The organism is Streptococcus hyovaginalis DSM 12219, from assembly GCF_000420785.1.
In the GTDB taxonomy this organism is placed as follows: Bacteria; Bacillota; Bacilli; order Lactobacillales; family Streptococcaceae; genus Streptococcus; species Streptococcus hyovaginalis.
The window spans coordinates 174,166-188,372 of sequence record NZ_ATVP01000002.1 but is presented as its reverse complement, the minus strand read 5'-3'; the positions used below and the strand labels follow the sequence as shown (position 1 = coordinate 188,372).

Below are 14,207 nucleotides of genomic sequence, written 5' to 3'. Positions count from 1 at the left end.
ATTATGAACTGTTATTCTATCTCAGATAATCACAATAAGGAGATAACTATGAAATTAATCGGACTGGTGGGAACAAACTCTGCCAAATCTACCAATCGCAAACTATTGCAATACCTCCAAAAACATTTTGCCGACAAAGCTGATATCGAGTTAATCGAGATCAAAGATTTGCCAACGTTTAACAAGCCTTCTGATAAAAAAGTGCCCGATAGCGTTCTTGACATCGCTCAAAAAATCGAGGATGCTGATGGGGTTATCATCGGAACACCAGAGTACGACCACTCAATCCCAGCTGTCTTAATGAATGCTTTGGCTTGGTTATCATATGGAATCTTTCCGCTTCTTAACAAACCTGTTATGATCACTGGTGCCTCTTATGGAACCCTTGGTTCATCACGCGCACAATTGCAACTGCGTCAAATTCTTAATGCTCCTGAGTTGAAAGCTAACGTTCTCCCAGATGAATTCCTTCTTTCACATTCATTACAAGCTTTTGACAATGAAGGTAATCTCTTTGATTTAGATACTATCCAAAAATTGGATGCTATCTTCGATGATTTCCGTCTATTTGTAAAAATCACTGGAAAACTATCAAGCGCCAAATCATTGTTGCAAAAAGAAGCAGAAAATTTTGACTGGGAAAGCCTAAGCTAAGCGGGAGGAAATCACTATGAAATTTGTAGGAATAGTCGGATCGAATGCAGACCAATCATACAACCGTATGCTTTTGCAATTCATCCAACGTCACTTTAAAGTAAAATTTGAACTTGAAGTTCTTGAGATCAAAGATGTGCCCATGTTCAATCAAGACGAAGACCAGTCTGAAAACTTTGCACTCCGTTACCTTTATAATAAAATCACACGTGCTGATGGTGTTATTATCGCAACACCCGAACACAACCACACCATCACTCCTGCCCTTAAGAGCACCTTGGAGTGGCTATCTTTTGGTGATTTGCATCCCTTTGAGAACAAACCTATTATGATCGTCGGGGCCTCATACTATGATCAAGGAACCTCTCGGGCACAAGTACATCTCCGCAAAATCTTAGAAGCTCCCGGCGTGAATGCCTATGCCCTTCCCGGTAACGAATTCTTACTAGGAAAAGCAAAGGAAGCCTTTGATGACAATGGTGACCTTATCAACCAAGGAACTATCGATTTCCTAGGGTCTTGTTTGGATAATTTCATCAAATATGTAGGAGTTGTTAAACAATTGCAAAAACCAAAACCCATTGAACCCGAGGATCTTTACGTTACGAAACCCATTAAAACAACTGTCCAAGGGATTGACCCTGATGATCCTGACTGGTTAGACAAGGCTGCTAAGCAAGTCAATGCTGTCGAAGGCGATACTTATGTGAAATTGGATAACGGCCTTTTGACAGTTAATCAATTAAACATGTTCCTCAATGCCATGCCTTTTGAATTAACTTATGCAGATGACAACAACCAGTTCCTTTACTACAACAACCAACACCAAGAAGCTTCAACCATGCTTGGTAAACGGGTTCGTGAACAAGTTGGTAACCGTTTAGCAACTGTCCACGGCACACTACCTCCTGCACGGATGAAGAATGTTGAGTGGGTGGTTGGAAGCCTACGCAACGGAAACGAAGAATACGTTCGTACAATCGTCCCTGGAACACCACCAGAAATTATTAATACCCACAATTATCAAGCCATGTACTATCCAGATGGTTCCTATGCTGGTATTAATGAAATCATCTTTAACTTTAAGCCTTGGTTAGATTGGTATCTTGAAGCAACTGGACAACACCTAGCTGGAGGAAAAGCTCCTGCTGGTCATCCAGCCCCTGCTACTGACGCTACTTCAGGAGCTTCCGATGCAGGAAGCCATGATGCTACTCCTGCCGCTGTTGAAGCTGACGCCGTTTCAGGTGCTTCAGAACATTAAGTCATTTAAGAACGGGAGGTTTTCCCTCCTGTTTTTTCGCTTTAAAAGTATGTTCACTTTATCACAAAGGGAGATTTTATATGTCATTATTTCAAGAAAAAGTTTTAGCAGCTTGCGCCAAAAAGCAAGCACTTTTCGATGAAAGTTTGGGACGCTATGCCCTACGATCACTGTTTGCAGGAGCCTTTTTAACCATGTCAACAGCTGTCGGTATCATTGGAGCGGACGTTATTTCAAGTCAGTTCCCAGCTCTAGCTCGTTTTGTTTTTACCTTTATCTTTGCTATTGGTCTAGTCTATGTTTTAATTTTTAATGGCGAACTAGCTACTTCCAATATGATGTATCTAACAACTGGATCTTACTATAAGGCTATTTCCTGGAAAAAGACGACGATCATTTTACTCTATTGCACCTTTTTCAATCTGATTGGCGCTATCTTTATGGCTTGGCTTTTTAATCAATCCTTCTCCTATAGCCTGCTAACGGATAAATCTTTCGTTATCAACGCTGTCCAAATTAAACTAGCCAAAACCGATTGGATGAACTTTATCGAAGGTATTACTGCTAATATGTTTGTTAATATCGCTATCCTAGGCTATATGCTATTAAAAGAAGAATCTGCCAAGTTTTTTATAGCCATATCAGCTATCTTTATGTTTGTCTTTTTGATAAACGAACACCTAATCGCAAATTTCGCCTCTTTTATGTTAGCTGGCTTTAGTTCAGTTAAACACATCGAAGGATTTACCCTCCTAAATATTTTGCGTCAATGGACTGTCGTCTTTTTTGGTAATTGGATAGGCGGAGGACTGTTCATCGGCATTGCTTATGGTTGGTTAAATAAAAGCCAAACAAATCATGTAGACTAAAGTCATTTCTCTTAAGAAGATTGAAAAATCTTCTTTTCTTTTGCCCTTTTTTATAGGGGATATGGTAAAATGATTGCTATGAATACTTTGGTTTTCCAATTATCCAAAACACTTATCCAAGATCTCACTCAACGCTTAAGCCCCTACCAAACCAGCAATAACAATCCTTATGTCACTTTTTCTGCAAAATATATGGATGCTACTTTTCTTGCCTATACTTCAGGCAAACTAGTGATACAAGGTAAAGGTGCCAATTCTCTAGCAAAATATCTTGAATTAAATACAGATTCTTCTAAAGACAGCTCATCTAGCACCTCCCTCAAATCCGGACAAGACTTCCCTATGATTGGAACTGATGAGGTAGGAAACGGCTCTTATTTTGGTGGTATCGCTGTCGTTGCAAGCTTCGTAACACCTGATGATCATGCTTTTTTAAAATCACTAGGTGTGGATGACTCCAAACGCATGACAGACCAAAAAATTCAAGCCATCGCTCCTCTTCTAGAAAAAAAAATCCCTCATCAAGCCTTACTATTGACGCCACAAAAGTACAATCAGGTTGTTGGAAAAGGCTTAAAACACAACGCCGTTTCGGTTAAGGTAGCCTTACACAATCAGGCGATTTATCTACTTCTTCAAAAAGGAGTCCAAGCAGATAAAATCGTTATCGATGCCTTTACATCGCCTAACAATTATCAAAAATACGTTACCAAAGAAGCCAACCAAGTCACACAAGCAGTTACTCTCGAGGAGAAAGCTGAAGGCAAATACCTAGCTGTAGCAGTATCCTCTATCATTGCCAGGGCTATGTTCTTAGAAAACCTCAAACATCTGGGTGAAGACGTCGGCTTCCAACTACCGAGTGGTGCATCAAACAAATCCGATAAAGTAGCAAGTCAACTCTTGGCAGCTTATGGCATGAAGGGGTTGGCACATACTGCTAAACTACACTTTGCTAACACTCAAAAAGCACAAGCCTTACTAAACAAATAAAGGAATCCTAGACATGAAACGTTTTATTAAAGAATGGGGATTGTTCCTCCTCTTCATTACCATTTTTCTCCTTAGCCGGTGGTTGATCTGGTTCCCTGTGACTGTGGATGGGCATTCCATGGATCCAACCTTATCAGACAAGGAGCGTCTCATCGTTATCAAAACCGCTAAAATCGAACGCTTTGACATCGTCGTCGCTGACGAAGAAGAAAACGGCGAGCAAAAACAAATTGTCAAACGTGTTATTGGCATGCCGGGAGACACTATTTCTTACGACAAGGATACCCTGAGGGTTAACGGCCGTGAAGTGAACGAATCTTACTTAGATGACTACCTCAAACGTTATCAAGATGACAAGCTCCAAGCCACTTATGATTTCAACCCTTACTTCCAATCCTTAGCAAAGGCTAGCAAAGCTTTCACCCAAGACAGCTCTGGCCAAGCCACGTTTGAAGTAACCGTTCCTGAAGGACACTATTATCTCCTGGGTGATGATCGTATTGTTTCCAAGGACAGTCGCGCCGTAGGAACCTTTACTAAAGACAACTTGGTTGGCGAAGTGAAGTTCCGTTATTGGCCATTAACCAAGACCGGCACAGTGGACTAAATGAGGCGCAAGATCTGCATAAAATAATGTATTACCAAGGAGCTGAAAATTTGCCAGCTCCTTTTCGTTCAAGGGAAAAGTTATGACAACTTATTTTTCTGGTATTGTTGACCGTGTTATTTTTGAAAATGCCCATAATTTCTTTAAAATTCTCCTACTTGAAATCGATGATACTGATAGTGACTTCGATGATTTTGAAATCATCATCACTGGAACCATCGGTGAGCTCGTTGAAGGGGAAAGTTATACCTTTTGGGGAGAACTCATCCAGCACCCTAAATATGGACAGCAGCTCAAAGCGGAACGTTATGAAAGAGCTAAACCAACAGCTTCCGGATTGATTAAATATTTTTCAAGTGATCACTTCAAAGGCATTGGCCGAAAAACAGCCGAAAAAATCGTTAGCCTCTATGGCGAGGACCCTATCGATGCTATCCTTGAAAGCCCAGATAAACTAGCAACTATCACAGTTCTTTCTAAAAGCAATCGTGAAAACTTTATTGCCAAATTAAAAGCCAATTATGGTACTGAGCAAGTCTTGGCAAAACTAGCCCAGTACGGCCTACCATCAAAGATCACCTTACAGGTTTTTAACCATTATCAAGATCAGAGTTTGGCAACTATCGAAGCCAATCCCTATCAACTAGTCGAAGATATCCAAGGTGTCGGGTTTAAAATCGCCGATCAGGTGGCAGAGCACATCGGAATCACCGCTGATGCCCCTGAGCGTTATCAAGCCGGCCTAATCCACACTCTAGCCGAATCAGCTATGCAAACAGGTAATACCTATTTGGAAGCGCGTGACTTGTTAGCTAGAACACTTGATCTCCTGGAATCTAGCCGACAGGTGGCATTGGAACCAAGCCTTGTTGCTGCAGAGCTCACTCAACTGGCTAATGAAAGCCGGATCCAAACTATTGATACCAAAGTTTTTGACAATATCCTTTACTATGCTGAGGAAGGTATCCAAAAAAACTTACATCGGCTTTCTACCAATAACGAATCCCTTGATTTTTCACAGAAACAGTTGACAGAAGTGATCGACCACGTCGAAAAACAACTCGGTCTAACCTATGATCAGGTGCAAAAAGAGGCTGTTCAAAAAGCACTCACCAATCGTCTCTTTATCCTAACAGGCGGTCCAGGAACTGGTAAGACGACCGTTATTAACGGTATTATCGAAGCCTATGCTCAGTTACACGATGTGAACATTCAGCAAAATCAACCACCCATCATCTTAGCAGCGCCAACAGGTCGCGCAGCCCGTCGCATGAATGAACTGACTGGCCTTCCCAGCGCCACCATCCATCGGCACCTTGGCTTGACAGGCGACGGCGATGACTACCAAGCACTCGATGACTATTTGGATGCTGATCTTATCATCGTTGATGAATTTTCAATGGTTGATACTTGGCTAGCCAATCAACTCTTTAGTGCCATTTCCTCACGGAGTCAGCTAATTATCGTCGGAGACAGTGATCAACTCCCATCCGTGGGACCAGGACAAGTCCTAGCCGATCTCTTAAAGGTTCCGGATATGCCCCATGTTCGTCTAGAAAAAATTTTCCGACAGTCAGACGACTCTACTATCGTCACTTTAGCAAGCCAGATACGACAAGGACAGCTTCCAACAGACTTCACAGACAAAAAAGCTGACCGCTCTTTTTTTGAAGCCCAAGCTTTCCACATTCCACAAATGGTGCAAAAAATTGTTAGCTCAGCTCTTAGAAGTGGCATTGATCCTAGTGAAATTCAGATCCTCGCCCCTATGTATAAAGGCGAAGCCGGCATCGATAACCTTAACACTCTTTTGCAAAATCTTCTCAATCCCTTGGAAGATCGACTAGAATTTCCCCACAACAACCACTCATTTCGCCAAGGGGATAAGGTTATCCACTTAATCAACGATTCTGAACATAATGTGTTCAACGGGGATATTGGTTATATCACAGACTTATTGCCTGCCAAATACACAGACAGTAAGCAGGATGAAATCACTATTCAATTTGACGGTAATGAAGTTATCTATCCGCGCAATGAATGGGCAAAAATTACACTGGCCTATGCCATGTCTATCCACAAATCACAAGGTAGCGAATTTCAGGTTGTGATTTTACCATTGACTAGACAAAGCGGACGCATGTTGCAACGCAACCTCCTCTATACAGCGATCACGCGCTCAAAAAGTAAGTTGATCTTATTAGGTGAAGCAGCCGCTTTCGATAAGGCTACGCAAACACAAGGTGCACAGCGCCAAACTTGGCTTATTCCACGTTTTACAGAAGCATCCGATTCTTCTGTGCACAAGTTATCCACAAACCCTTCCCCAAACACCTCCAATTCTGAGGATAAAACAAGCATAAATCATCCAACAAAGAATGGGAAAACCATTGACAATACTGAGATATCAACCACTTCTGGAACTTATGAACAAGCTGTTGATAAGTCTGTTCATAACCCTCTTGATAACCCGAACCACTATCGCTTAACAGCAGCTAACCTCTTAACCATAGATCCGATGATCGGTCTTGAAGAAGCTGACTTTGCCCTCTTTTTTAAGAAACAGGAGACCAACAAATGACACAAGAAGCCCTACTCATCATTGATGTCCAAGAAGCCTTTGACCATGTCAATTGGGGACAACGCAACAACCTCCAAGCAGAAGACAATATGTTAAAGCTCATATCTGACTTCCGGAGCAATAGTCGGCCTATCATCCACATTCAGCATGTCTCTGACAATCCTGATTCTCTTTTCTACAGCAGTCGCTTCCAAGCCTTTAAAAAAGGATTTGAGCCACTAAAGAGTGAGCCACTCTTCCAAAAAACCGTTAACAGCGCCTTCATTGGAACCACGTTAGAAGACTATCTCCATCAAAACGCCATTAGCCACCTAACAATTGTTGGGTTAACCCTACCGCACTGTGTCTCTACGACCACGCGTATGGCTGCTAATTTGGGATTCGAAGTGACTCTGATTTCTGATGCAACAGCTTCATTTCCTTTAAAAGGCCCTGACGGCAAGATCATTGAGGCCAGAGACTGCCATTACTATAACCTGGCAGCTCTGAACGACGAATTTGCCACCATCAAAAATACCGCTGACTACCTTAATCATACCAAGCACTAAGCTAACCAACTAATCACAAAAACGACCATACAGCACAAACGCACACCATGAATGAAGACAAGATTCTAGGCGCGGCTCACTGTATGGCCGTTTTTAATTAAACTAATGGTTCTTCGATCACTGCCTTATCCAATAATCCCGTCACCGTGACGCCAAGTAAACGAATCCCCGAAGGTGGGCTATCTAACTCATCATAAATACGGTGAGCCTCTTGCTCAATAAGCTCAAAAGACTGACTGGCCTCTAGAAGCGTATGCCGTTTCGTTAAGGTGGTGAAATCAGAATACCTGACTTTGATAACAACAATTTTCCCTAATTTTTCATTTTTTATCAGGGTATCAGCAACCCGTCTAGCATTTTTCGAAAGCTCTGCCTTGATGTCCTCTTCGTTGTAAAGTAACTTTCCGTAAGTTCGCTCACTCCCAATGGATTTACGAATACGATTAGGTTTAACAGGAGAATCCGAGATGCCGCGTGCCTTGCGATATAAATCATAACCAAAGCGACCAAAATGGTCAATCAGGGTCATTTCAGACAAGGCAAGCAAGTCTTTACCTGTTTTGACACCTAGTGCCTGTAACTTTTCCACAGATTTTTTACCAACACCATGAAATTTGTCAACAGGCAATTCTTCTAAAAAGCTTTGAGCATCCTCTGGTAAAATCAATGTTAAACCAGCCGGTTTCTGAAAGTCTGAAGCTAATTTAGCCAAAAATTTATTGTAAGAAACCCCAGCCGAACAGGTTAAATGCAATTCTTTCCAAATGTCATGTTGGATCAGCTTGGCAACCTTGACCGCCGACTTTATCCCTAATTTATTGTCGGTAACATCCAAATAAGCTTCATCAATAGACATAGGCTCAACTAAGTCAGTATAACGCTTAAAAATTTCTCTGACCTGCATGCCAATCTCACGGTATTTGGCATAATTGCCAGATATAAAAACGGCCTGTGGACAACGTTCATAGGCTTCTTTTGAACTCATGGCCGAATGAATACCAAACTGTCTAGCTTCATAGGAGCAGGTCGACACCACTCCTCGACCTCCTGTTTCCCTGGGATCTTTGGCGATGACAACGGGTTTACCTTTCAAGTCAGGATTGTCACGCACTTCCACCGCAGCAAAAAAAGCATCCATATCAATATGGATAATCTTTCGACTGGTATCATTGATAAGTGGAAAAATCAGCATGAAATATCCTTTCTAAGATTACCTTCAATCATTTCTACCTCTAAATTATACCTTTTTCTGATAATTTCTGCTAAATTTACAAATTTATAATACAGTTAAAGGTGTTCTTCACAATCTGTACTAGAAAAGAAAAATCACCTTGTCAAGAAATATGCTTGTGAAATCGCTTTCTGGTTGTTATAATATTATGTGTAAAATGTAACAGATAAATTTGTTACTAGAATCGAAGGAGAATTTCTTATGGCAACTGTAAAAACAAATACAGACGTTTTTGAAAAAGCTTGGGAAGGCTTTAAAGGAACTGACTGGAAAGAAAAAGCAAGTGTCGCTCGTTTCGTGCAAGCTAACTACACACCTTATGACGGTGACGAAAGCTTCCTAGCTGGTCCTACTGAACGTTCACTCCACATCAAAAAAGTCATCGAAGATACCAAAGCAAAATACGAAGCAACACGCTTCCCAATGGATACGCGTCCAACTTCAATTGCTGACATTCCTGCTGGATTTATCGACAAAGAAAATGAAGTCATCTTTGGTATTCAAAATGATGAACTCTTCAAACTCAACTTCATGCCAAAAGGTGGTATCCGCATGGCGGAAACAACTCTTAAAGAAAATGGTTATGAGCCTGATCCAGCAGTACATGAAATCTTCACTAAACATGTGACAACTGTAAACGATGGTATCTTCCGCGCTTACACATCAAACATCCGCCGAGCTCGTCACGCCCACACTGTTACTGGTCTTCCAGATGCATACTCACGTGGACGTATCATCGGGGTTTATGCCCGTCTTGCCGTTTACGGTGCTGACTTCTTGATGCAAGAAAAAGTTAACGACTGGAATGCTATTACAGAAATTGACGAAGAATCAATTCGCCTTCGCGAAGAAATCAACCTTCAATACCAAGCACTTGGTGAAGTAGTTAAACTTGGTGACCTTTACGGTGTCGACGTTCGTCGTCCTGCCGAAAACGTTAAAGAAGCTATCCAATGGGTAAACATCGCCTTCATGGCAGTATGTCGCGTAATTAACGGTGCTGCAACCTCACTAGGACGTGTACCAATCGTTCTTGATATCTTTGCAGAACGCGACCTCGCTCGTGGAACATTCACCGAATCAGAAATCCAAGAATTCGTTGACGATTTCGTGCTTAAACTTCGCACTGTAAAATTCGGTCGTACTAAAGCTTATGATGCTCTTTACTCAGGTGACCCAACCTTCATCACAACATCAATGGCTGGTATGGGTAACGATGGTCGTCACCGTGTTACTAAGATGGACTACCGCTTCTTGAATACTCTTGATAACATTGGTAACTCACCAGAACCAAACTTGACAGTTCTTTGGACAGATAAATTACCATATGCTTTCCGTCGCTACTGTATGGCAATGAGCCACAAACACTCTTCTATCCAATACGAAGGTGTAACAACAATGGCTAAAGATGGCTACGGTGAAATGTCATGTATCTCATGTTGTGTATCACCGCTTGATCCAGAAAATGAAGAACAACGCCACAACATCCAATACTTCGGTGCTCGCGTTAATGTTCTTAAAGCGCTTCTTACAGGTCTTAACGGCGGATACGATGATGTTCACAAAGACTACAAAGTATTTGAAATCGACCCAGTTACAGATGACGTCCTTGACTTTGACACTGTTAAAGCTAACTTTGAAAAATCACTTGATTGGTTAACAGATACTTACGTAGACGCTCTTAATATCATTCACTACATGACTGATAAATACAACTACGAAGCTGTTCAAATGGCCTTCTTGCCAAGTCACCAACGTGCTAACATGGGATTCGGTATCTGTGGATTTGCCAACACAGTTGATACATTATCAGCTATCAAATACGCTACTGTTAAACCAATCCGTGACGAAGATGGCTACATCTACGACTACGAAACTATCGGTGAATTCCCACGCTGGGGTGAAGACGACCCTCGTTCAAACGAATTGGCAGAATGGTTGATCGAAGCATACACAACTCGTCTACGTAGCCACAAACTCTACAAAGACGCAGAAGCAACTGTATCACTTCTTACCATCACTTCAAACGTTGCCTACTCTAAACAAACAGGTAACTCACCAGTTCACCGCGGTGTATTCCTAAACGAGGATGGTACTGTAAATACTTCTAAAGTAGAATTCTTCTCACCAGGTGCTAACCCATCAAACAAAGCTAATGGTGGTTGGTTGCAAAACCTTAACTCACTAGCAAGCCTTGACTTCTCATACGCTGCTGATGGTATCTCATTGACAACACAAGTATCACCACGCGCGCTAGGTAAAACATTTGACGAGCAAGTCACAAACTTGGTCACTGTTCTTGATGGTTACTTTGAAAACGGTGGTCAACACGTTAACTTGAACGTTATGGACCTTAACGATGTTTACGATAAAATCATGGCTGGTGAGGATGTTATCGTTCGTATCTCTGGATACTGCGTCAACACCAAATATCTCACACCAGAACAAAAAACAGAATTGACACAACGTGTCTTCCACGAAGTGCTTTCAATGGATGATGCCATCCAAGCTTAATCCTACAAAACCTTGCCCTCCGGGTAAGGTTTTTTGTTAGGGCTTCAAGCCAGTTTTTATCGGTAAGAAAACCACCAGCTCAGCTGATGGTTGACGGGTTTTTGAGCATTCTGTTATTGAACTTATAGTCAATCAAAAAGCCAGTTCATCTGAAACTGACTTCTAACTAGGTATCTTCTTAAAATCCCTAATCTCCTTGATTTAATGTGTTAATTATAACAGTCATTAACTCTTGGCGTTTTGCAATCCATTCTGGACGGTCATCCTTTTCATAAGTTCGATTGGTTAGAAAGATAACTGCTTGTTGCTTTTGACGGTTGGCCATAATGAAGGGCCCAGTATAACCCGTATGATCAATCCAATCACCATCTAAATTCCAACCCAAAGTTCGTGTTTTAGTGAGAGATGGGCTTAAATTCTCCCACAAATTTTGAGCAAAATCATCTTTTAAATAATGCTCTAGAAATTTCTTCAAGTCCTCAAGTGTTGAAAAGAGCCCGGCAGACCCCGCATGTTCTTTTAATACCTTTGCTTTAGGATCATGGACAAGACCATCGGCCACACCTTTGCTAGTAGGCACAGCTCCTAATCTTGGACCAAAACTGGTCTGGTCCATCTGCCAAGGGGCGAAGATAGACTGTTCAAATAATTGGTCTAGTGATAAACCACTAAACTCTTCTAACATAAAACCTAACAGGAGAAAGTTAATATCAGTATAAAGAAAGTCTTTCTTATCAGTGACGCGAATGTGATTGATGGCTGTCTTCAATTCATCAGCAGTCAACCGATCTCGATTGGGAATAAAAGGGTCGATACCTGACGTATGTGTCAAGAGTTGGCGAAGGGTCGCCTCTTCATTTGAAAAATCTGAGTAATAATAGGATAAGGGATTATCAATGTCTAACTCACCTTGAGCCAATAAAAAAGCAACCACGGTTGCAACCCCAACAACTTTAGAAACACTGGCCAAATCATAAACTAAATCAGATGTAACAGGCCTTTTTCCGTCAATAGTTCCAATATAATGTTCTTGCCATTGACCGCGATTATAGATCGCTAAACTAGCGCCATGGTAATGATTTTCTGAAATCTGTTGTGTTATTTTTCTTAGGATAGCATCCATAGGCCTTATTTAGTGAACCAAATTTCAATATTACTTGGATCAGAAACCACAACCACACTGGCCTTCTTATCCATATATGGTGCCAATCCCTTAGCATTAAAATTGTCATATAAAGCGACGAGATCAAAGTCTTCTGAAACCTGACACTCTAAAATTTCAATATCCCAGGTAACCTGAGGCTCAATAGCGAGATCAGGCCCTTGACTTTTCTTAAATTGCAGATGTAAAGGCACTTGTCCATCAAAAAGCGTTTGGTAAAAAGCTTGACTGGCATCTGGATCAGTAACATTTAACATAATGCCCTCAACAACAAAATCTGACAGTCCTTTAAAAGACTCATCTGCAACAAGGTCTACAGACGTTACTTCCTCTAACTCTTCTACAGAAGATTCTCCATAGATTAAAATAGCATCCCCTTGAGGAGATACAGCTTCGAAAGCATATCCTTTTGGACCTTTAAATATACGCTTAGTTTCAATACCACGAGCTAACAATTGCGCAATGTCGTCTACAGCAGCCTTTATGACCACTTGATTCAGTTTTTTTGTGCCTTCAACCGCACGTGTGCGGTAGGTTGGCGATTCCTCAATGGTAAAGCGAATATCACCAGACTGATAACCCGATAGAAAAGCGAGTGCATTTTCTTCGCTGACTAACTTCATTCCAAGTGTCTTTTGAAAAAAAGCGAGATTTAAATCTCTTTCTTCCACACGTATAACTGGAGATTTGAATGTTATATTTTTAAATAATGACATGATTTCCTCCTCATTCTTACCTATTGTATGCAAAAATTCTCTGTTTGACAAGAAATTATCGGCAAGTGTTTCATTTTCATCCACCTGATTTACATTTTCAGGATTTTCAAGTAAAGTGATAGCTATGCAAGATTATCTCTTATTACATTTCATTCAAGGTTTGCTTATTATGGCGATTATCGTCATCTCAACCTTCTTAATTCATCACATCAAAAAACATCACATCAATCCCTTCAAACGCTTTTGGACAGGCTTTGGCATCGGTTTAACAACAGATTTGCTCGATACGCTAGGTATTGGTTCATTTGCCACAACAACCACCTTACTAAAAGCTACCAAACTTATCAAAGATAACAGCATACTCCCTGGAACAATGAATGCTGCCCATGTTATCCCCGTACTGGTCCAATCCCTATGCTTTATCTTAGTGGTCAAAGTTGAACCGCTCACCTTGATTAGCATGGCAACTGCCTCCTTCATCGGAGCTTTGGTGGGCCCACGTTTGACCAAAAATTGGCACACACCAACAATCCAAAAGATTTTAGGGACACTACTTATTATTGCAGCATTAATTAGCGCTGATCGTATGTGGACAAATCCTGGAGCTGATATCCTAGAAAGTGCACACGGACTTAGTGGCCTTTGGTTGCTTTTGGAAATTCTTTTTAACGTTATTATCGGTATATTAATGACTATGGAATTAGGCAATTACGCTCCCGAGCTCATCTTCTTCTCACTGATGGGCTTGAGCCCTGCGGTCGCAATGCCAGTTATGGTGCTAGATGCAGCAATGATCATGCTAGGATCGACCATTCAATTTATGAAGAATGACCGTATCAATTGGGATGGTCATGCTGGCATGGTAGTCGGAGGGGTTACTGGCGTTCTCATGGCAGTCGCCTTCCTATCATCATTAAATCTCAACAGTCTGAAAACACTAGTCATTATTATCGTGCTGTTCACTGGTATCATGCTCATTCGCTCTTCGATAAAATCTAGCCTCTATAAAGACTACTAAACAGAAAAATCCCTAGCTTACATGACCAGGGATTTTTAAGGCTATAAAAA

Annotated in this window: 12 protein-coding genes; 9 read left to right on the top strand and 3 right to left on the bottom strand. The window is 41.3% G+C overall.

Annotated elements, in window-relative coordinates; all coding sequences use genetic code 11:
* Positions 1-48: 48 nt before the first annotated feature.
* The 7 genes from G574_RS0102145 to G574_RS0102115 all read left to right on the top strand — a co-directional run bounded on the left by G574_RS0102145 (position 49) and on the right by G574_RS0102115 (position 7,516).
* Complete coding sequence (locus tag G574_RS0102145; RefSeq protein ID WP_029690763.1) at positions 49-654, top strand: NADPH-dependent FMN reductase; 606 nt, start codon at positions 49-51, stop codon at positions 652-654.
* Positions 655-670: 16 nt separating this feature from the next.
* On the top strand, positions 671-1,918 hold the full coding sequence (locus tag G574_RS0102140) for an NAD(P)H-dependent oxidoreductase (RefSeq protein WP_029690762.1): 1,248 nt from the start codon (positions 671-673) through the stop codon (positions 1,916-1,918).
* An 80-nt stretch (positions 1,919-1,998) separates the two neighbouring features.
* Positions 1,999-2,787: a formate/nitrite transporter family protein gene (locus tag G574_RS0102135; RefSeq protein WP_029690761.1), complete on the top strand. Its 789-nt coding sequence runs from the start codon at positions 1,999-2,001 to the stop codon at positions 2,785-2,787.
* A 78-nt stretch (positions 2,788-2,865) separates the two neighbouring features.
* Entirely contained in the window at positions 2,866-3,780 is a 915-nt protein-coding gene (gene rnhC, locus G574_RS0102130) for a ribonuclease HIII (RefSeq protein ID WP_029690760.1), read from the top strand.
* 13 nt (positions 3,781-3,793) lie between these two features.
* Positions 3,794-4,387: a signal peptidase I gene (gene lepB / locus G574_RS0102125; protein ID WP_029690759.1), complete on the top strand. Its 594-nt coding sequence runs from the start codon at positions 3,794-3,796 to the stop codon at positions 4,385-4,387.
* Positions 4,388-4,469: 82 nt separating this feature from the next.
* Entirely contained in the window at positions 4,470-6,968 is a 2,499-nt protein-coding gene (gene recD2 / locus G574_RS0102120; protein WP_029690758.1) for an SF1B family DNA helicase RecD2, read from the top strand.
* The gene (locus G574_RS0102115) at positions 6,965-7,516 is read left to right on the top strand and encodes a cysteine hydrolase family protein (protein ID WP_029690757.1); all 552 of its coding nucleotides are present in this window, start codon (positions 6,965-6,967) and stop codon (positions 7,514-7,516) included. Before recD2 ends, G574_RS0102115 begins: the two co-directional genes overlap by 4 nt.
* A gap of 97 nt (positions 7,517-7,613) precedes the next feature.
* Here G574_RS0102115 and dinB read toward each other — a convergent pair whose 3' ends face one another.
* Positions 7,614-8,708, bottom strand: a complete 1,095-nt coding sequence (dinB, locus tag G574_RS0102110; RefSeq protein ID WP_029690756.1) for a DNA polymerase IV — start codon at positions 8,706-8,708, stop codon at positions 7,614-7,616.
* A 240-nt stretch (positions 8,709-8,948) separates the two neighbouring features.
* On the opposite strand from dinB, the gene pflB reads away from it, so the two are divergent.
* Positions 8,949-11,261: a formate C-acetyltransferase gene (gene pflB, locus G574_RS0102105; protein ID WP_029690755.1), complete on the top strand. Its 2,313-nt coding sequence runs from the start codon at positions 8,949-8,951 to the stop codon at positions 11,259-11,261.
* A gap of 187 nt (positions 11,262-11,448) precedes the next feature.
* On the opposite strand, the gene G574_RS0102100 is transcribed toward pflB, so the two are convergent.
* Together G574_RS0102100 and G574_RS0102095 are read right to left on the bottom strand one after the other, a co-directional pair.
* Positions 11,449-12,384, bottom strand: coding sequence for a serine hydrolase domain-containing protein (locus tag G574_RS0102100; RefSeq protein WP_029690754.1), 936 nt, complete (start codon positions 12,382-12,384; stop codon positions 11,449-11,451).
* Between the two features lie 5 nt (positions 12,385-12,389).
* Positions 12,390-13,139: a CppA family protein gene (locus G574_RS0102095; protein WP_029690753.1), complete on the bottom strand. Its 750-nt coding sequence runs from the start codon at positions 13,137-13,139 to the stop codon at positions 12,390-12,392.
* Between the two features lie 124 nt (positions 13,140-13,263).
* On the opposite strand from G574_RS0102095, the gene G574_RS0102090 reads away from it, so the two are divergent.
* Positions 13,264-14,157 (top strand): sodium:solute symporter, encoded by an 894-nt coding sequence (locus tag G574_RS0102090; protein ID WP_029690752.1) that lies wholly within the window; start codon positions 13,264-13,266, stop codon positions 14,155-14,157.
* Positions 14,158-14,207 lie beyond the last annotated feature (50 nt).